The sequence below is a fragment of the Arthrobacter sp. TJ-254 genome (assembly GCF_058269175.1).
In genome coordinates, this window is sequence record NZ_JBZCNF010000001.1 from 479,647 (window position 1) to 498,643 (window position 18,997).

20 protein-coding genes are annotated in these 18,997 nt (G+C 64.9%); 10 read left to right on the forward strand and 10 right to left on the reverse strand.

The genetic code is table 11. From position 1 onward, the window contains the following. Positions 1-51: 51 nt before the first annotated feature. Together AC4D14_RS02215 and AC4D14_RS02220 are read left to right on the forward strand one after the other, a co-directional pair. Entirely contained in the window at positions 52-804 is a 753-nt protein-coding gene (locus tag AC4D14_RS02215; protein WP_490899949.1) for a DUF6318 family protein, read from the forward strand. A gap of 26 nt (positions 805-830) precedes the next feature. Beyond that, the gene (locus AC4D14_RS02220; protein WP_490899950.1) at positions 831-1,775 is read left to right on the forward strand and encodes a PKD domain-containing protein; all 945 of its coding nucleotides are present in this window, start codon (positions 831-833) and stop codon (positions 1,773-1,775) included. Positions 1,776-1,866: 91 nt separating this feature from the next. Here AC4D14_RS02220 and AC4D14_RS02225 read toward each other — a convergent pair whose 3' ends face one another. The 3 genes from AC4D14_RS02225 to AC4D14_RS02235 form a co-directional block, all read right to left on the reverse strand. Beyond that, the gene (locus tag AC4D14_RS02225) at positions 1,867-3,165 is read right to left on the reverse strand and encodes an HNH endonuclease signature motif containing protein (RefSeq protein WP_490899951.1); all 1,299 of its coding nucleotides are present in this window, start codon (positions 3,163-3,165) and stop codon (positions 1,867-1,869) included. 190 nt (positions 3,166-3,355) lie between these two features. Further along, on the reverse strand, positions 3,356-4,213 hold the full coding sequence (locus AC4D14_RS02230) for an SMP-30/gluconolactonase/LRE family protein (RefSeq protein WP_490899952.1): 858 nt from the start codon (positions 4,211-4,213) through the stop codon (positions 3,356-3,358). 17 nt (positions 4,214-4,230) lie between these two features. Then, positions 4,231-4,719 (reverse strand): DUF3515 family protein, encoded by a 489-nt coding sequence (locus tag AC4D14_RS02235; protein ID WP_490899953.1) that lies wholly within the window; start codon positions 4,717-4,719, stop codon positions 4,231-4,233. Between the two features lie 115 nt (positions 4,720-4,834). Between AC4D14_RS02235 and AC4D14_RS02240 the strand changes: the two genes are divergently transcribed. The 7 genes from AC4D14_RS02240 to AC4D14_RS02270 all read left to right on the forward strand — a co-directional run bounded on the left by AC4D14_RS02240 (position 4,835) and on the right by AC4D14_RS02270 (position 12,077). Beyond that, positions 4,835-5,863 carry an LCP family protein gene (locus AC4D14_RS02240; RefSeq protein WP_490899954.1) on the forward strand — a complete coding sequence of 343 codons (1,029 nt, stop codon included), beginning with the start codon at positions 4,835-4,837 and terminating at the stop codon, positions 5,861-5,863. Between the two features lie 87 nt (positions 5,864-5,950). Continuing rightward, positions 5,951-6,943, forward strand: coding sequence for a thiamine-phosphate kinase (locus AC4D14_RS02245; RefSeq protein ID WP_490899955.1), 993 nt, complete (start codon positions 5,951-5,953; stop codon positions 6,941-6,943). Between the two features lie 22 nt (positions 6,944-6,965). After that, a complete protein-coding gene (locus AC4D14_RS02250) occupies positions 6,966-7,922 on the forward strand; it encodes a DAK2 domain-containing protein (protein ID WP_490900474.1) in 957 nt (318 codons plus the stop codon). Then, entirely contained in the window at positions 7,915-10,143 is a 2,229-nt protein-coding gene (locus AC4D14_RS02255; protein WP_490899956.1) for an ATP-dependent DNA helicase RecG, read from the forward strand. The genes AC4D14_RS02250 and AC4D14_RS02255 overlap by 8 nt, the downstream gene beginning before the upstream one ends. A 9-nt stretch (positions 10,144-10,152) precedes the next feature. Further along, a complete protein-coding gene (gene rsmD, locus AC4D14_RS02260; protein ID WP_490899957.1) occupies positions 10,153-10,725 on the forward strand; it encodes a 16S rRNA (guanine(966)-N(2))-methyltransferase RsmD in 573 nt (190 codons plus the stop codon). A gap of 53 nt (positions 10,726-10,778) precedes the next feature. After that, positions 10,779-11,372 carry an ArsR/SmtB family transcription factor gene (locus AC4D14_RS02265; protein ID WP_490899958.1) on the forward strand — a complete coding sequence of 198 codons (594 nt, stop codon included), beginning with the start codon at positions 10,779-10,781 and terminating at the stop codon, positions 11,370-11,372. A 15-nt stretch (positions 11,373-11,387) separates the two neighbouring features. Beyond that, positions 11,388-12,077, forward strand: coding sequence for an SRPBCC family protein (locus AC4D14_RS02270; protein ID WP_490899959.1), 690 nt, complete (start codon positions 11,388-11,390; stop codon positions 12,075-12,077). Positions 12,078-12,118: 41 nt separating this feature from the next. Here the strand turns inward: AC4D14_RS02270 and AC4D14_RS02275 are convergent, their stop codons facing one another. The 7 genes from AC4D14_RS02275 to AC4D14_RS02305 form a co-directional block, all read right to left on the reverse strand. Then, the gene (locus AC4D14_RS02275; RefSeq protein ID WP_490899960.1) at positions 12,119-12,871 is read right to left on the reverse strand and encodes a YcnI family copper-binding membrane protein; all 753 of its coding nucleotides are present in this window, start codon (positions 12,869-12,871) and stop codon (positions 12,119-12,121) included. 89 nt (positions 12,872-12,960) lie between these two features. Then, on the reverse strand, positions 12,961-13,596 hold the full coding sequence (locus AC4D14_RS02280; RefSeq protein WP_490899961.1) for a hypothetical protein: 636 nt from the start codon (positions 13,594-13,596) through the stop codon (positions 12,961-12,963). Positions 13,597-14,036: 440 nt separating this feature from the next. After that, a complete protein-coding gene (locus AC4D14_RS02285; RefSeq protein WP_490899962.1) occupies positions 14,037-14,285 on the reverse strand; it encodes a hypothetical protein in 249 nt (82 codons plus the stop codon). Positions 14,286-14,518: 233 nt separating this feature from the next. Beyond that, positions 14,519-15,688, reverse strand: coding sequence for a zinc-dependent alcohol dehydrogenase (locus tag AC4D14_RS02290; protein WP_490899963.1), 1,170 nt, complete (start codon positions 15,686-15,688; stop codon positions 14,519-14,521). Continuing rightward, positions 15,685-16,116: a hypothetical protein gene (locus tag AC4D14_RS02295; RefSeq protein ID WP_490899964.1), complete on the reverse strand. Its 432-nt coding sequence runs from the start codon at positions 16,114-16,116 to the stop codon at positions 15,685-15,687. Before AC4D14_RS02295 ends, AC4D14_RS02290 begins: the two co-directional genes overlap by 4 nt. Positions 16,117-16,304: 188 nt before the next feature. Beyond that, entirely contained in the window at positions 16,305-17,102 is a 798-nt protein-coding gene (locus tag AC4D14_RS02300; RefSeq protein ID WP_490899965.1) for a spermidine synthase, read from the reverse strand. A 10-nt stretch (positions 17,103-17,112) separates the two neighbouring features. Further along, on the reverse strand, positions 17,113-18,351 hold the full coding sequence (locus tag AC4D14_RS02305; RefSeq protein WP_490899966.1) for an aminotransferase class I/II-fold pyridoxal phosphate-dependent enzyme: 1,239 nt from the start codon (positions 18,349-18,351) through the stop codon (positions 17,113-17,115). A 69-nt stretch (positions 18,352-18,420) separates the two neighbouring features. Between AC4D14_RS02305 and coaD the strand changes: the two genes are divergently transcribed. After that, positions 18,421-18,900 (forward strand): pantetheine-phosphate adenylyltransferase, encoded by a 480-nt coding sequence (gene coaD / locus AC4D14_RS02310; protein WP_490899967.1) that lies wholly within the window; start codon positions 18,421-18,423, stop codon positions 18,898-18,900. The last annotated feature ends 97 nt before the right edge of the window (positions 18,901-18,997 follow it).

Consider the following 18,997-nt stretch of genomic DNA (forward strand, 5'->3'; position numbering starts at 1 on the left):
TTGAGGACGCAGCACTACTCGAATTCCGAACGAAGCTGTGGATAACGCACCATGGCCAGTTATCCAGGTTTAGGCTCGGAAGCACGACCAGCGCTCTTGCCACTCTTCAAGGCTGGAGGATCACACGTGCTCCCATCCTCGCAAGTAGTGCGTCGCTTCAGGTTGCAGTCACTGTGCGTCATTGCGGCTGGCTCGCTTTTCCTGACTGGATGCCAAGCCTCAGAGGCTGAGCCGCGACCAACAACAACGACGGCGAAGGGCCAACTGAGCCCAGCGACGCCCGGATCTACCTCGCCGAGTCCTACTGCGGAAGCCAAGCCGTCGCCTACACCGGCATCCTCCGACGGTCCTGCGGCTCACCTCCCCGTGCCGGTCAAGCCGGCGCTCGCCGACGAAAACACGAAGGAAGGTCTCGAAGCATTCACCCGGTATTGGTTCGAGCTCTTGAACTACGCATATCTAACAAATGATTGGGGCCCTTTTGAGGCAGAGACAGACCCCGGCTGCCGTACCTGCGAAAGCATCAAGGACAACGTGGCGGAGCTCTATTCTCAGGGTCGCTGGGTTCAAGGAGCTGAGGTCGCGGTGCTCAGTTTTTCGAGCAACTTTGAGACCACGACGACGGGTTCAATAAGCTCTTTCGTGGAGAACCGGCAAAACGAGATCGTGTACTTCGAATCCGATGGGTCAGTGCTTAAGACTGAACCCCCGCAACCCCAACCGTCCATGGACGTGGTCATCGCAATCTGGGATCAAGGGTCCTGGCTGGTGTTGGATTATGGGCCACCGGAAGGAACCTCCTAATGCCCTCCCGGACTACCATCGCGAGGATGATGGCCCTAGGGGTGCTCACGGTGCAGGCAGCGGTGTCTCTACAGTCACCCGAGGAACCATTTCCAGAGATTGGCACATCCGGCAACAAGTTCGAAGGGGTGAATCATTTCGTCGAAAGAATCAACGGTCGCGCTGGTGATTCTCAGGCAACCTCTGATCTAGGGGATGCCCCCGCTGAGCCCGCCGCTCTACCCGTCAGCGATGGCATTGAATACAGCTACGAGCGAGTGTGCACGAGCAGGGTGGGGGATGCGCTGGATCCGGCACACTGCGAACGAGTGAACGCGCAGTGTGACGCCAACGAAGACGGAGTGCTGGTCGAATGGATCGAGGTCAACCGGAACAACGACCCGCCCAGTGAGCGGAGAACCGGCCGCCACTCATGCATCTACCCAGGTGAGACTCCGGTTCCTCCCACGGAGGGGGAACCTGCGGAGGAACCCATCGTCATCACGATTACCGAGTTCGAAAGCCAACCAATCACGGCTGCCCGGGTAATTTCGCAGCCCCAGAATTTTGGTCTCAAGAATGCCCACTCGAACCTCTATGCCGAAGCGGAGGACCAGGAATTCACCTTTGAGTTCCGTAATGCCCTGATCACCCTGCGCGCGTGGCCAGTGGCGTATGAATGGAACTACGGCGACGGCACCAGTGCAACGACCACAGTCCCCGGGGCGGCGTTGAATGGTGACGCCTTTAACACCGAAACTCCCACAAGCCATTTGTATAGCACCACCGGTGACTACAACGTCACCCTCACCACCTATTTCGCCGGCGATTACTCGGTCGATGGCGGGCCATTCCAACCAGTCGCAGGTCAAGCTAGTGTCACCTCAACGCCTCACCTGATGAGCATTTGGAGAACTGAGGGCCACAACGTTGCGGAAGATTGCATAGACAATCCAACGGGCATCGGCTGCCAAGGCCCGACCGGCGGGTGACGGTGTCTCCCTTCCCAGCAACCACACCCGGTCGACCGACAACAGGGTTTGTGATGACCCGTGCAGGCAACGTCCTCCTGGGAAGGCAGCGTTACGCCGGGACCGGTTCAGGCAGCGTCGTGTAACTCTTTCCCGCCAGGGAGGTGGCCTGAATGACGCCGGGCTCGGGCTGCTCGTAGTGCCATAGCCCCTCACTCTTGAGCATGTGATGGCGACGACAGAGATTGGAAAGGTTGTTATGGGCAGTTGTTCCGGCGCGGGACCAGGGGACCGTATGGTCAAGCTCCGTTGAAGCCGCCGACCTGTTGCAGCCCGGATGCCTGCACGTCCGGTCCCTGACCCGAAGCCACTTCTTCAGGTCTGCGGGAACAGCGTAGCTGTTTCGGCCCACGCTCAGCACGGCTCCCGTTTCCGGATGCGTGAGCAGCCGGGTGAATGACGGGGCATGCGCGGCAAGCATTTGCGCAATCTCTGCGGAGATTGGGCCGTACCCTTCGAGATCGGCTGGCGCATCATCAACGCCGAGGAGGGTGAGAACCGGCACTGTAATGTTCACGTGCGCCTGGACCCCATGTGGGGCTGCGGAACGGCTGCTCCCGCCAGCTTCGCAGCTGTGGGTCAGCAGGTCAGTGAATACGTCGGCCCGAAGCTGGGCCAGGTTTCGGGATTCCTCCGGACATTGCAACCTCCGGGCCATCGCCGTGAGTCGATCGTTCACCGCAACTGCGCGTTCTGCCGACAGGTACACGTGTAGCCAGGCCATGCCGTCGTGGTCGGGGCTCAATTCCACGCGCCTGTTTCGGATTGCGTTCCGTGTGCGCTCCGCGAGGCTCTCGGGGTGGATGATCGAACGCAGCCTGCGCGCGCGATAGGCGAGTTTCGGGACAGTTGTGTCTTCGGCAATCGGCACGAGTTGTTCCTGGAAGGCAACCGCTGCACCGTTGGGAATGCCCGAAGACTCCTCCACTACCGTCACGGCGTGCCGCCACGTGATGCGTCCGCTTTCGAGAGCAGTCATTGTTGCGTCGTAGCGCTGGGTGAGGACATTGGAGTGCTGAACCAGCAGGTGGGCGGTCCGCTCAGGAACACGAATTGCACAGGCGATTTCGGCAGCTGCGAGCGTGTCTCCGAGGGACCCGGGCCGCATCCCGCGCGCTGAAAGCCGCTCGCCGGCCAGCACCCGGATGCGTTCGGTCAGCCGCGCCGTTTGCGCATCTGACCAGCTCTTGAGTCGCTGCACCGCCTGCAGTGCGGCGACCGCCCCGTCGAGATCGAGCTCCTCCGGCGACAATCTGTCGTCGCGCCGCTCCGCACCGACAACACCGGCCACCAAGGCCTCCCACGAGGCTAAGGTGTCGGTGGCGGCAGGGTCAGCGGATGCTGTTTGCATACCTCTAATGTGTCATCCGCCACTGACAATTTAGGCCGGTGAATCCCTGAATTACCGCGGTCTAGATGCTCGCATCCGATTCGGATGAGAGCCCGGTATCAAAGCCCGACGTTCCCGGCATTTCAGGTATCAGGGCAGTGCGACCCCTCCCACGCCGGATGATCCTGCTTGCCCATTGAGTCGCCGTCGACTAGCCCTGGTACATGGGCAACTCGACCCCGCGGACACCTGGGTTTGCCGCGAAAACGGAGCCAGCCGCGGGTTCGTCGCCGTCCCCAAGGTTCTGCCGCGATGTTGTGATGAAGAGGGTGTCCAGGTTCTTACCCCCAAAGGCACAGGCGGTCACCTGCGAAGCCGGGACTTCGATGCGGTCGCTCAAGGATCCATCGGTGCCGAACCGCACGACGGCCGAGCCGCCATAAAGCGCGATCCAGAGGCCCCCGTCGGAATCGATCGCCATTCCGTCGGGAGCCCCAATGGAGGGATCAACCTCGGCAAAGGTGCGTCTGCCCGTGAACCGGCCTGAGTCGGCGTCGTAATCCAATGCATCGATGCGCTGGGTGGGAGTGTCCGTGTAGAACGCGGTATCGCCGGTGGCATTGAAGTGAAGGCCGTTGGAGGTGGTGACGCCCTGCAGTACCGTGGTGACCGTCGAATCGGTGCCGAGGCTGTAAAGCGCACCGGCGCCGAACTCCGATTCCCAGCTCATCGAACCGCAGAGGAAGCGGCCTTGCGGGTCGCATCCGCCATCGTTCATCCGCACCGACGGGTCGGTGAAGGCAACAGGCCCTGGCGTGATGGTGGAGAAACTTTGATCGGCAAAGGCAAAACCCCGCTCGACGCCGAGGACGTAGCCACCGGATGCGCGTCCGCGGATTGCTGCTGCGACTTTCGGGTCAACCGAATGCCGCACTGGAGCCCCGTCGCCGGCCCGCACAAGCACGTCACCGGCAAGCATGTCGACGAAAAGCAGCGACGAGGTGCGCGGATCCCAGTATGGCCCCTCCCCATGAAAGGTGCAGGGATCGGTGATCTGTTCAGCTTTCATCGGGCGCTCCATAACTGTTACCCGTCGGCGGGCAGGTCGAGTTGGTCGGAAATATCGATGCAGGCGCGCGTCTGCTTGATCACCGAAACGGGTGCGCCGAGTTCCACCAGCACGGTGCTCGAGGCCACCTGTTCCGGGTCGAACAGCACTTCAACGGCCGGGTCGCGCCCGTAGGTTGTCGCGGTCCATGCCGACTCGCCCTCTTGGAGGATCCAGTCGATGTCGTTCACTGAAACGCATGCGTCGGTGGTGGGCCCCGGGACTTCCACTCCGCAGCGAAGCACCACCTTTGACGGGTCGCCCCAGGCCGACGTCGCTTGGCTGTTCGTTTCCCGTTGGCTGTTCTCGGCCACCTCCGGGGGAAGGGAAACCATGACGCTGGCACAGGCAGGATTCGCCGCATCAGCGGCAGTGTCGACGTCGACGACGGGCGCACACGCGGCAGTGCCCGCAAGGAGCAGCCCGAGGGGTACGGCGGCGCGCAGAAGCCGGGGGAGAGGTGGCATGTTTCCACCCTAATGCTTTCCGACGGCGGATCAGCGCCGGGTGTGCCAGGGTGCGGGCGGTACCATGATGGCTGGTCTCCAGACCGAAGAAATGGTCCAGAACAGAGGAATTGGTGTGACTCAGTACACGGACGAGTACGAAGAAATGGGCCCGATGGTCCACCGCAGGAAAAAGCACCCCGTGCGGACAACACTGCTGGTGATGCTCAGTCTCGTTCTCGTTGCGGCGCTGGTCGCAGGCGGATACCTGTTCAGTCTGGCGCGCACCTTCGACTCGAAGACGCAGACTATCGAAGCGGCCTTCCCCACCGGCAACCGCCCCGCCGCAGCCGAGGGGGCGCGGAATATCCTTCTGTTGGGCAGCGACGCACGTGCGGAGGAGTCCGACCCTGCCGCTTCGGGGGACAGCCGGTCCGACACCATGATGCTGATGCACCTTCCCGCCGACCGTTCGGAAATCTTCGTGATGTCGATCATGCGCGACACCTGGACCGAAATACCCGGGCACGGTGAGCACAAGATCAACGCCGCACAGGCCCTGGGTGGCGTTCCGCTGGTCGTCGAAACTGTGGAGAGCCTGTTCGACACCCCAATCGACCATGTTGCAATCGTCGATTTCGAAGGCTTTAAGGACCTGACGGACGCCCTCGGCGGCGTTACGGTCGACAACCCAACGGCGTTCGATTCCAGCGGCCCTGACGCAGAAAGCTTCGCCCAGGGTCCAATCACTTTGCAGGGCGAGTCAGCCCTCAAGTTCGTCCGCGAACGCTATGCCTTCTCCGACGGCGACTACACCCGGGTGAAGAACCAGCAGTTGTTCATCAAGGGAGTGCTTGGCGAAATCCTCAGCGCCGAGACACTCACGAACCCGGCAAAGCTCCACGACGTCGTCGAGAAAATCTCCCCGTACCTGAGCGTTGATGAAGATTTTGACTCCGCCGCGGCCGGTAGCATTGCCGTCTCGCTGCGGAAGGTCCGCTCCGAGGACATCCGTTTCTCGACCCTCCCCAACCTCGGCGTCGGAACCTCTCCGGACGGGCAGTCGATCGTCGTCAAGGACGACGCCGCCATCGCCCAAGTAGCTGAAGCGCTCGACGCCGGCACACTCGGTGAATTCTTCGACTCATCAGGGGCATCGAACTAGGCACCCGGCAGGACGCCCTCACGCTGTTGATGTGACAGCGTGACGGGTGCTCCGCTGAAAGTCACAGCCGCACCGTACCTTTGAACCATGCCTCTTACCGTCGGAGACCTCAGCGAGTCCGCCCTGCTTCAGCGCATTTTTCCGCGCCTGCCTGGGGCGGAAGCCACCGTTGTGGGCCCAGGCGACGACGCCGCCGTGCTTGCGGTGCAGGACGGCCGGACGGTCCTCTCAATCGACACCCTGGTGCAGGACAAGGACTTCCGGCTCCGCAGGGACAACGGGTTCGAGACCTCAGGCTTTGACGTCGGGTGGAAGTGCGCAGCCCAGAACCTCAGCGACATCAACGCTATGGGGGCTCGGGCCACCGCCCTGGTGGTCAGCCTGACCCTTCCCCCCACCACGCCGGTCGAGTGGGTTGAGTCCCTGGCCGACGGGCTTGCCGCTGCTGTCGACCAGCTAGGTGCCGCCGGCTGTGGCGTGGTGGGTGGCGACCTCGGCGGCGGAACTGAGATCGTGGTGACCGCAGCGGTCACCGGATCCCTCGAGGGACGGGCGCCGGTGCTCCGCTCGGGAGCAAAGCCGGGCGACGTCGTCGCTCTCGCAGGAACCGTCGGCAGGGCAGCAGCCGGGCTGGCCCTGCTTGAGTCGGCCCTCGACATCGGCGAACTCAACGACGAGGCAATCGGCCTCATCAACACCCAATGCCGCCCCGAGCCGCCCCTCACGGCCGGCCCCGAAGCGGCACTCGCCGGCGCGACGGCAATGCTCGACGTCTCGGACGGGCTCGTCCGCGATGCCGGACGGATCGCGCGCGCCAGCGGCGTGGCGATCGATCTCGACGTCGACGCCGTCAAACTGCTCACACAGCCCCTGCAGTCCGCCGCCGACCTGCTCTCCGTCGACCCCACGCTGTGGGTGCTCGGTGGCGGCGAAGACCACGGGCTGCTGGCGACCTTTGACCGAAACGTTACGCTCCCTCACCGTTTTACTGCGGTAGGCTCGGTAACGGCAGGGACGCCCCACGTGACGCTTGGGTCGCAGGCTCCAGCTTCCATGGGATGGGATCACTTTGCAGACTAAAATCACCGCAAACGCGACAGCGATGAAGCGATGGTTAAGCAAAGCCGAAGAGTCCCTCGGCAATCACAGCGACCGGCTCAACGCCATCAACATCTTCCCCGTGGCCGACGGCGACACCGGCACCAACCTTTACCTCACGATGCGGGCCGCCGCCCAAGGCGCGCACGACGCCGACACGACCGACCTTGGCGACCTCCTGGCCTTGGCTGGACGAGCCGCCATGGAGGACGCCCGCGGCAACTCCGGCACCCTCTTCGCTGTCTTCCTCTGCGCCATCGCCGAACCCCTCCACGGGACGACGCGCCTGACCAGCCGGCTGCTCGCTTCAGCCCTCCACCGGGCACAGATCCGCAGCTGGTCGGCGCTCAGTGATCCTGTGCCCGGAACCATGCTCTCGGTTCTCGAGGCCGCCGCCCGCGGTGCGGCCGAGAAAGCGGCCACCTTTGACAGCGACGACAGCAACCAGGCGCTCGCCCTCACGCTTCACGCGGCGGTCGACGACGCGCTGGCTGCCGTCATCCACACCGAAAGCCAGTTGGGTGCGCTGACCGAGGCCCGCGTCGTCGACGCCGGCGGCGTGGGATTCCTGCTCATCCTCGACGCGCTGCGGGCTGCCTCCCTCGGCGAGGAACTCAAGGACGAACTCCTCGACGGGCTTCATGGCTACGACATCCAGGCTCCGCACATTCACCGAGGCGGCGACGCCGACGGGGTGGAGATCATGTTCACCATCAACCTCAGCCCGCTCGACGCCGCAACCCTGAGGCTCCACCTCGATGAAATCGGCGAATCGGTCATTATGAGCGCGGTCACGGAGGTCCCCGAGGGGTACCGGTGGCGGGTCCACGTCCACGTGGCGGAGCCCGAAGCCGCGCTGAAACTGATCTATGAGGCAGGGGAACCTGACAATGTTGCAGTAACCCAGCTGGCCAGCGCGCTCCCGGCGGGGGACGCCCTGCTCGCCGAGGGCAATGGGTAGCAGGACCACCGCGGAGCTCGACGTTCCGCTCGACCGTCTTCTGGGACCGCAGGCAAAACTGCTCGCGAAGCACCTCAACCTCTTCACCGTGGGACAGCTGCTCAACCACTTCCCCCGGAATTACCTCAAGCGCGGTGAACTGACGCCGATCGCCGACGTTCCGGTCGATGAAGAAGTCACGCTGATCGCGCGCGTACAGGCGGCGAACTCGCGCCGCATGCACACCCGCAAGGGCATGCTGCTCGAGGTGGTGATCACCGACGACGCCGACGGGCGGATCGGTGGAATGAACCTCACCTTCTTCAACGGCTACAAGGCGGAAAAGGAACTGCGTCCGGGCGTGCGTGCGGTGTTCTCCGGAAAAGTCACCGTCTACCGGAGCAAGCTGTCGCTGACCAACCCGCATTACGTGCTGCTCGACGAGGACGACGACGACCCGCAATACGTTGACCAGCCAATCCCCGTTTACCCGGCCACGGAGAAGGTCAGCAGCGAACGCATCGCCCTGGCCGTGGGGACCGTGCTCGATACCCTCGACCGGGAGCAGCTCCACGACCCGATCCCCGATGCGATCGCGCGGCGCGACAAACTCATGACGCTCTCCCAGGCGTACGAGCTCATCCACCGCCCCACCGTGGTTGAAGACGCCTACCGCGCCCAGCACCGCTTCCGGTACCAGGAAGCCTTCGTCCTTCAAGCGGCGCTGGCGCGGCGCCGGGCGTTGACCGCCCGGGAGGATGCAACATCCAGGCCGCCGGCGGCGGGTGGCCTACTCGACCAGTTCGATTCACGCCTGCCGTTCACCCTTACCCGCGGCCAGCAGGAGATAGGGCAGACTCTCGCAGCCGAACTGGCGCGGGACCATCCAATGAACCGGCTGCTCCAAGGGGAGGTCGGCTCCGGAAAGACCCTCGTGGCCCTGCGCGCCATGCTGCAGGTCATCGACGCCGGCGGGCAGGCCGCACTGCTTGCGCCGACCGAAGTGCTCGCCGCCCAGCACTACGAGTCGATCACCCGGACCCTCGGGCCGCTTGCAGAGGGAGGCATGCTCGGGGGTGCCGCCGATGGAACCCGGGTGGTGCTGCTCACCGGATCGCTCACCACGGCGCAGCGTAAGCGCGCCATGCTTGAGGCCGCGTCGGGGGAAGCGGGAATCATCATCGGAACGCACGCGCTGCTTTCGGAAAACGTCCAGTTCTTCGACCTGGGACTGATCGTGGTCGACGAACAGCACCGCTTCGGAGTGGAGCAGCGCGATTCGCTGCGCTCCAAGGCCGCCGCTTCACCACACGTCCTCGTCATGACCGCCACTCCGATCCCGCGAACCGTTGCAATGACGGTCTTCGGCGACCTGGAGGTGTCCACGCTTTCCGAGCTGCCGGCGGGACGCTCGCCCATCACCACCCACGAGGTGGGCCTCACTGAACACCCGGCGTGGATCGACAGGGTGTGGTCCCGGGCGCGCGAGGAGATTGAGGAAGGACGCCAGGTCTACGTCGTCTGCCCAAAGATCGGCGATTCCGGCACCGTAACCCAGGAAGACGACCCGACGGCGCTTGAGCTGTACCAGCCCGACAATCAGGGGGAGGCGGGCCGCGCTCCGCAGGAGCTGACCAGCGTCGTTGAACTCTACGACTCCCTGCAGACGGCGCCGCAGCTCCAGGGCATCGCCCTTGGCATGCTCCATGGACGGATGGACCCGCTCGAAAAGGCCGACGTCATGACCAGGTTCAACGAGAACTCGATCCAACTGCTCGTGGCAACCACGGTGATTGAGGTCGGCGTCGACGTCCCCAACGCCACCCTGATGGTCATCATGGATGCCGACCGTTTCGGCATCTCCCAGCTCCACCAGCTCCGCGGACGGGTTGGCCGCGGCGGCCACGCCGGCACCTGCCTGCTCGTGACCCGGCTCGAACCGGAGCACCCCAGCAGGGAACGCCTGGCGGCGGTCGCCTCAACCACCGACGGGTTTGAACTCTCCCAGAAGGATCTCGAACTCCGCCGCGAAGGGAACATCCTCGGAGCCTCCCAGTCCGGCGGATCCTCCGCACTTCGGTTCCTCAAGGTGATCCAGCACGGAAAAATCATCGAAAAGGCACGAACCGACGCACAGGAGATCGTCGCAGAGGACCCGGATCTGCTCGAGCACCCAGGACTCGCCGCGGCAATCGAGCTGTACCTCAACCCGGAGCGGGAAGCCTTCCTAGAACGCGGTTAGAGTGAAGGAATGACGCGCATCATTGCCGGGGCAGCCGGAGGGACAACCCTGACCAGTGTTCCTGGAACGGGAACGCGCCCCACCACCGACAGGGTGAAGGAAGCGCTCTTCTCACGGCTCGAGGCCTACAACGCGATCCACGGCGCTCACGTCCTTGACCTCTTCGCAGGCTCGGGATCGCTTGGCATCGAAAGCGCCAGCAGGGGAGCCGCGACGGTCGACCTCGTCGAATCGGGTGATAAGCCTGCGGCCGTGGCGCAGAAGAACGCCGGGATGATCAACAAGGTTCTGGGGTGGACGGCCGTACGGGTTCACAGGGCGAAGGTCGAGTCCTACCTCGAACGCGCCGGTGAGGACCAGGTCTGGGACCTCGTGCTGCTCGACCCGCCCTACCCGCTTGAGGACGACCCGCTGATCACCATCCTGAAGCGGCTCGTGCCGCATCTCGCCCCGGGTGCCGTCGTCGTCCTTGAACGGTCCTCGCGTTCGCCCGAACCGGCCTGGCCCGAGGGGCTCGAGCGTTTCGCCGAGAAGAAGTACGGTGAAACCCGCCTGTGGTACCTCGAACCCGCCGAGGCGTGACCGACTAAAAAGTTTTTCTTGACAATAAATATTGTCGGTCGCATCCTGAGTCCATGGACATCAAGGTCATCGACGATCCGGCAGCCGCCGCATCCTCGCTCGATCCCATCCGGGCGCGGATCCTGCGGGAGCTGGTGGAGCCGGCGTCGGCGACGGCGCTGGCCACCAGGGTCGGACTGACCCGGCAGAAGGTGAACTACCACCTGAAGGCGCTTGAGGGTGTGGGGCTCGTCGAGCTGGTCGAGGAGCGAAGGAAGGGTAACGTCACCGAGCGGATCGTTCGCTCCGCCGCTTCTTCGTTCGTCATTTCCCCTGAAGCACTCGCCGCCGTCGCACCCGATCCGCGCCGGTTCACCGACAGGTTTTCGGCCTTCTGGCTTCTGGCACTCGCTTCGCGGATGGTCCAGGAGATGGGAAGGCTCATCGCGGGTGCTTCGGCTGCCCGCAAGCCACTGGCCACCTTCGCCATTGACGGTGAGATCACTTTCCGCACCGCCGCCGACCGTGCCGCGTTCGCCGAAGAGCTCGGCTCAACGGTGGCACGGCTGGTTGAGACCTACTCCGACCCCAGTTCATCGACGGGCCGCAGACACCGGCTCATCGTCGCGCTCCACCCTATGGTGGCGGCGCAATCCCCAACCCCGTAGCAAAGGAGCTAGACAATGAGCACTGAGAAGAAATTCGAAATCGTCGTGGACACCGAGCTCTCGGGCACCCCCGAGCGTGTGTGGGAAGCCGTCACCAGCGGAACACCCGCCTGGATGTTCCCGACGGACGAGTGGCCCGAGGAAACGCCGGTCGATGAATATCCGACCCACCGGGTCGGCCGCATTGAGGGCCCGGATGGGTGGTTCAACCAGCTCGAACACGTCCTGACCCCGCTCGAAGGCGGACGAACGCACCTCCACTACGTTCACAGCGGCATCTTCGTTGACGACTGGGAGACCCAGTACGACGGCGCGTCACGGCACACAATCTTCTACCTTCACACCCTCGACCAGTACTTGCGCCACTTCGACGGCAGGCCGGTGGTGTTCACCGACATCAAGGCGCCCGACACGTCGAATACGCCGGACGGGTTCAACCGCCTCGTCGAAGCGCTCGGAGTCAGCGGAACTAGGCAAGGGGAGCGCGTCACGTTCGATCCCGGCACGGGCGCAGTCGAGGCGGAGGTCGACTTCCGCAACGAGAACTTCCTGGGCCTGCGCTCTGATGATGCGCTCTACCGGTTCTTCGGACGCAACGCCTTTGGGGCGCCGGTGGGCATGACTGTTCACGACTTCAGCGGAGCCGCGGACAGCGGAACCACTGCCCACGCCTGGGGGACGTTCCTCAAGAACGTCTACGCCTGAGCCGGTAAGACCCGGGGGCAGCTTCGGCTGCCCCCGGCGCCTCAGGATCCGCTGCTGGTCCGGCGGCTACGTGCAAGGGCGGTGCCGCCGGCCGCGAGTCCGAGCAGCCCGGCGACGAGGCCGGCCCAACCGGCGGCGCTGCTGCCCGACGATTCGGTCGCGGAAGCCGGTACGGCGTCGTCCGCCGGCTCCGCCGCGGCTGTGGTTGCGTGGCCCGATCCGTGTCCGGTTCCGCCTTCCTCCGGCGTCGTGACGAACGCCGGTGCCGGGCTCTCCGGTTCTTTACCCTCAGCCGTCGGTTCGTCCCATTCGCGGACCGAGCCGTCGGTGTAGTGCTGCGCAGCAGGCAGGGTGACAGTGGTGCCCGCCGCCGGAAGCTTGCCGACCGAGATCGAGAACGTCTGGTATTCCTGCTGCGAGATTTCTGAGCCCTTCTCCGCTGTCCAGACGACGGTTGTGGGTGCCTCGGTGATCGTGGCGCCGTCCTCGGTTGTCACCGGTTTCGGAAGCTTTCCAGTGATGACTTCCGCCTTCCAGCCTTCGAGGGGCTTGACCCGCACGGAGGTGAACGGGGCGTCCTTCGGGAGTTCGACCTCGATCTTGCTGGTGCCGGCGGTTTCCGATTCGTTGGGGACGCTGAAGGTGAGCTGCGAATAGCCGTTCTCGGTGGTTGACTGCGGCGAAACCGTGACATGGGCGGTTGCAGCCGCTGCGCCAACGGCCAGGAGGCCGGCCGTGGTGACGGTGGCTGCAACGGTTCTCAGGGCGTGCCGGTGGTGGGATCGCGGGTTCATGAAAGTGCCTTTCGGGTGTCCGGCGGCGGGTACGCCTTTCCGGATCAAGAAGTTAAGTGGTCGCTAGGTATTCCGCTGCGGCTCGCCGGTCAGAACGGGAGCAGGCGCGGAAATACTGCGACAGGTGGGCCGCGCAGGAGCGGCACACGCAGGTAGCGCCAGCGCTGCGGGACCTCGGGGGAGCCGTACAGGATGAGGTTCCGGCCGGCAGGAACGCCCACCGGCGGCGTCGGCGGGGTTACGAGCGGGGCGAGCCAGGCGGCCAGCAGCAGCACCGCAGCCTCGCCCTTGGCGATGCCCACTGAGAGCACGGTGGCGGCGAGGACGTGGGCAAGCAGCATCATGCCCTGCGCCGGTTCAGCACTTTCGGCTGCTCCGAGGGCGGTGCCGCAGTCAAGGGCGGGCGCACCGTGATGTTCGGACACCACCGCGCCGGAGCACACAGGCCCGCCCAAGGAGGCCGGCGCCGCGGCAAGTGAAAAGGTGGTGAAGGCCGAATGAAGCATCACCTCGCCCCCCAGCAGGATGGCCCCCAGGGCCGGGATGGGCAGGGGCCGTCCGGCGAGCGCCGTCACTGGAACCATCAGCAGGGCCGCCGTCAGGACCATGATGCCGGGAGCGGGAAGGGTGCCACCCCCGAGAACGTGGGAGGTGGCGCTGACAAGGACGATCAGGGCCGTCAGGAAGCCGGAGCGGAGGTACCGCGTCGCACCCTGCTCCCTCATTGCGCCCCTTCGGTTTCCTTGGTTGACTCGGCTCTGCTTCGGGCCGGACCCGGAGACTCGGCACCGTCCAAGGATACTCACGAAGAGGTTCGTAAGGTGGGGCGTCCGCCGGGAACAAGGGTTATTCGGGGCGCCCGGTGCACTGGATGGGAGGTGCGTCAGATGAATGTAGTGCCATGCGCGTGGCCCGGGCTCACGTCTCGTCTGCCTCAGTGCGATGGAGGCGATGCCGGCGGGAGGAGGTGCCGCGGCAGATGAAGCAGGGAGATGAGGAAGATGAAACGCCAGCGCGGCTGGTATGGAAAGGGCCAGCAGGCATGGGATGGCAGGAAACCGCCGGCTAACAACGGCACTGCCGGAAAGTGGAGGTAGACATCGGGGCCGCTCCTTGACCCTGATGTCTTTTCCCGTGGAAACGGGCTTTCCTGCGCTTCAGCGGCTTAAGGCCTGGTTTCCGACAGGAGAACCGGCTGGAAACCTTCGGCTGAAGCGTCGTCCCTGCGGTCCAACTCCTCGGTGATCTCGGCGAGGCGGGCCTGCGTTTCAGGATCAGGCACCCCGTACGTGATGTACTCGGAGTCGATTTCGCGGTGGACCTTGCTGTTGAGCACCTCGACCTCGCTGCTGTCGAGGGTAGTGAGATCTTCCGGGAAACTGTCTCCCGGCGCCAAACGACTAGGTTCGTTCATAGGTATCCCTTCATTCGGCGCGCGAAGCAATGCTGCAGGCCCGCCGATTGATAGTCCACCAGGATCGCTTTGCCCGCTTTTAGCGGACGCCAGGATCCCGATGGCAGCGGAAGAGACCGCTTGTTCAATCAAACCATCCCGGGGCGCTTCTGGCTATTAGGGGCTTCGCGGCGCGCGCCGGGGCGGTGCGGTCCCGATTGACCGTTAAGCACCATGCAGCTGGAGCGGGCCAATCAGGGGATGAAGACTGCCCTGACGCAGTTGTCCTTCTTGTTCTTGAAGAGGTCGTACCCGCGGGGGCCCTCCTCGAGCGGCAGGACGTGGGTTGCGAGGTGTTCGGTTTTCAGCTCTCCGGCGGCCATCAGGTTCAGCAGGCGGGGGATGTACCGGTGGCCGTGCTGCTGGGCGCCGCGGACCGTCAATCCGTTGTTGATGATCGCTCCGAGGGGAAACTTGTCGACCGCGCCGCCAAAGACACCAAGCACGAACACGCTTCCGCCCTTCCGGCACGCGTGGATGGCCTCGCGAACCGCGGTGGGCCGGTCCGTCTGCAGCCGCAGTTGCTGCTTCACCTGGTCGTAGGCTCCCGGGATGCCGCGGCCATGCGCTTCCATTCCCACCGCCTCAATGCAGACGTCGGGACCGCGGCCTCCGCTCATCTCCTTGAGCTCTGCAAGGACGTTGCTGGCGGTGTAGTCGAGGGTCTCCGCACCGATGTAGTGAGAAACCTGGTCGAGGCGGTAACGGTAGCGGTCGATGACCACGACCCGCGCGGCGCCTTTGAGGATGGCTGCGCGGGCCGCCATCTGGCCCACCGCGCCGGCGCCCCATACCGCGACGACGTCGCCGGGGCCCACACCGCCAAGGTCGGCACCCATCCAGCCCGTGGGAGCGGAATCGGAAGCGAAGAGCGCGCGGTCGTCACTCACCGCGTCAGGAATCTGGAACGCGCCGACGTCGGCATAGGGCACCCTGATGTATTCGGCGTGGCTCCCGGCCCAGCCGCCCAGCGCATGGGAATACCCGAAGCAGCCTCCGGGCGGTGATCCCCAAAGGGTTTCCGGAATCGCGTCGTTGGGGTTGCCGTTGTCGCAGAGGGAGAAAAGGTCGTGCCTGCAGTACCAGCACTTCCCGCACGCGATGAATGAGCAAACGACAACGCGGTCGCCGACCCGGTGTTTCACGACCGATCCGCCCACCTCCACGACTTCGCCGACAAACTCGTGGCCGAAAACGTCGCCACCGCGCATCGTCGGAACATATCCGCCGATCAGGTGGAGGTCGGACCCGCACGTCACCGTCCGTGTCACCCTCACGATGGCGTCGTGCGAGTTGAGGATCTGGGGATCGGCCACCGTCTCAATGCCAATCTTGTTGATCCCCTGCCATGTCAGCGCTTTCACAGGATCCCCTTTCCCCGCGACCGCCGCTCCAAGGCGTCCACCACGGCTCCTGCGGCGGTTGAGGGCCGGTGGCCGTGCGGCCGCGGCTCGTTGCGCAGGGGTTCGCCGGCTTCAAGGACCTCCTTGGACTGCCGCAGCGCGGTGCGGAGCTTTTCCACTGTTCCGTCGGCGGCGCCCGGGCGGGGACGGGCCGCTATCTCGGTTCCCTTGTCGCCCGGAGCCGGCTGCGTCCGCAGGTCGACGCTCTGACGCAGCGCTTCGAGGGGCGCCGGATAGATCCCGCCGGGAACTGCGCGCTCAGCGGGCGCATAGATCGTGACGGTGCGCCACCGTTCCCGGGCGTCGGGCGACGGCCGGCGGCGCCGCTGTTGCGCAACCGCGGCCGCAGCAGCGGCAACACCAGCAGCCAGGAACATGCGGATTTTCATGACCGCCGCCTTGCGCCGCGTGCGGTGACGCTCGGAGCCACTATGGTTGGCGCTTCCATTTTCGGCGTCCCTTCGTCAGGGTAGCTCCGTACCCGGCAACAGGTGCGATCAGGATAGGCAGGCAGCCAAGGGCACTGCAACCGGTGTTTTGCGCCGGCAACCTTATTGCGGATGCGGCCGCAGCGGCCCTAGCGCCCCGCGCCGCCGTGCTCGGCGAACTCCTCGTAATCGAGGCCGGTGAGGACCGTTGCGGGGTGTGGTCCTGCCGCAGTGAGCAGGCCGGTCCAGGCCGCGGGCCAGGCTTCCATGGTTGCAGCGAGCACGATGTTTCCCGGGTAGCGGCCGCTGAACATCCCGCTCTCGCCGAGGGCCGCGTAACCGCCGGCTACTTCGGCCAGCGCCCGAGCCTGACGACGGACGAACGCCAGCGGCGGATCATCTCCCACGTTCACCAGCACCACGCCCCCCGGTGCGGTGAGCCCCAGCAGTTCCCTGTAATACGGGGCGCCGGTCAGGTGCGCCGGGGCGTCTGAACCGGCAAAGACATCAAGCACGACGACGTCGAATGCGCCGTCCGGAAGATCTGCGACAGCCGCGGCGGCGTCGTCGACGATGATCCGGCAGCGGGTGCCGTCGGCCAGCGGCATGTGCTCGAGGACGAAGTCGAGGAGCTCCCTTTCAATTTCAACCGCCGTCTGCTCTGACCCGGGCCTTGTTGCCTCGACGTAACGCACCAGGGTCAGGGCACCTGCCCCGAGGTGGAGCACCCGCAGCGGCTCACCGGGCTGCCCGGCGAGGTCGATCACGTTCGCGATCCGGCGCAGGTACTCGTAGAAGACGCGGTCGGGCCGGGCGAGGTTCACGTGCGACTGCTGCGCGCCCCCGATGCTCAGGATGTAGGCCCCTTCGATGAACGCGTCCTCATCGAGCTCGGCGTGGGCGCCTGCAGCGCGCAGCCAGCGGGACGGGACGGAGGAGCGTTTCACAGCTTGGTCCTCACAGCTGATCCTTTACGGCTCCGAGGCGGGCCACCGCTTCTTCGAGGACCTCGTGCTTCTTGCAGAAGGCGAAACGCAGGAGCGTGCGGGTTTCGCGGGCGCCCTCGGCATGGCAGAAGACGGGTACCGGAATTGCCGCAACTCCGGCCAGGGCGGGCAGGCGGCGGGCGAACTCGGTGGCGTCGGTGACGCCCAGCGGGGCCGCATCGGCGACAACGAAGTAGGTGGCCTGCGAGTCGAAGACACGGAACCCGGCAGCTCCCAGCCCCGCGGTGAGGAGGTCGCGTTTGGCGGCAAGCACCTGGGCGATACCGTCGAAATACGAGTCGGGCAAGGCGAGGCCGAGTGCGACGGCGCCCTGGAAGGGGGTGCCCGAACTGTAGGTGAGGAATGACTTCACCGTCCGCACCTGGCCCACCAGGGAGGCGGGTCCGCTGAGCCAGCCGATCTTCCAGCCGGTCACCGAAAACGTCTTCCCGGCCGAGGAGACAGTGAGAGTGCGCTCGCCGGCGCCCGGGAGGGATGCCACAGGCACATGCTGCCGGCCGAAGGTGAGGTGCTCATACACCTCGTCGGTCAGCAGGATGGCATCGTACCGGGCCGCGAGTTCGACAATCCGCCCAAGCGCCTCCCGGGAAAACATCGAACCCGTGGGGTTGTGCGGATTGTTGATGAGGATGAGCTTGGTGCGTTCACTCAACGCAGCTTCGAGGGCATCGAGATCCGGTTGGAAGTCCGGGGCGCGGAGGGGCGCCGTGGTGTGCGTTGCACCCGAAAGACCGATCACTGCCCCGTAGGAGTCGTAGAACGGCTCGAAAGTGAGCACCTCGTCACCCGGCCCCGCAAGGGCAAGGACCGCCGCGGCGATGGCCTCGGTTGCCCCGGTGGTGACGATGATCTCCGTTTCGGGATCGGGTTCGAGACCGTAGAACCGTTGCTGGTGGGCGGCGATTGCTTCGCGGAGGGCAGGCACCCCCTTTCCCGGCGCATACTGGTTGGCGCCGGAGGCGATTGCCGCGCGCGCGGCCTCGAGGATCGCGGCGGGCCCGTCCTCATCCGGGAACCCCTGGCCGAGGTTGATCGCACCTTCCCGGGCAGCCAGGGCCGTGATCTCCTCGAAGATCGTAATGCCCAGCTCGCCGCCCGGCCCGAGGATATTGGCGCCGCGGGCGGTACGCTCCCAGGCCTCGGGCAGGCTCTTGGGGCCCGGCCCCTGGGCGGTGCGGAAGGAGGTCATAACTTCAAGTATCACCGCTGCGTGGAGTGCCTTCCCGCATCAACCCTCACAGGTGGGTAGTTTAGAGGAATGCGCCGTGCCGTCTGCCCCGGATCCTTCGACCCAATCCACAACGGGCATGTGGAGGTGATTGCCCGGGCCGCGAGCCTTTTCGACGAGGTCATCGTTGCCGTTTCAACGAACTACTCAAAGAAGTACCGCTTCGACCTCGAGGAACGGCTTGAGATCGCCAGGGAAACCCTCACCTACCTGCGGGGCGTTTCCGTGCTCCCATTGGGCAACGGGCTGCTCGCCGAGTTCTGCCGCAGCCATGGCGCAAACGTCATTGTCAAAGGCCTGCGGTCGAGCCACGATCTCGACTACGAGCTCCCCATGGCGACGATGAACCGCCAGCTCGCCGGCGTCGAAACCGTTTTCCTTCCCGCCGAGAGCAGCTACATCCACCTGTCCTCCACGCTGCTCAAGGAAGTTGCAGCGCTTGGCGGTGACATCTCTCCTTTCGTCCCCAAAGCGGTGCTCCGGCGCCTGCGTCAGCAGGAGTCCGCCTAGCACCGCCGGTGCTAAGGGTACTGAATGTCGCCGGCTCCTTTAGTGCGTATGATCGGGTCTTCACGTTTGCCTGCTTTTTAACACGGAAGAGAGTTCA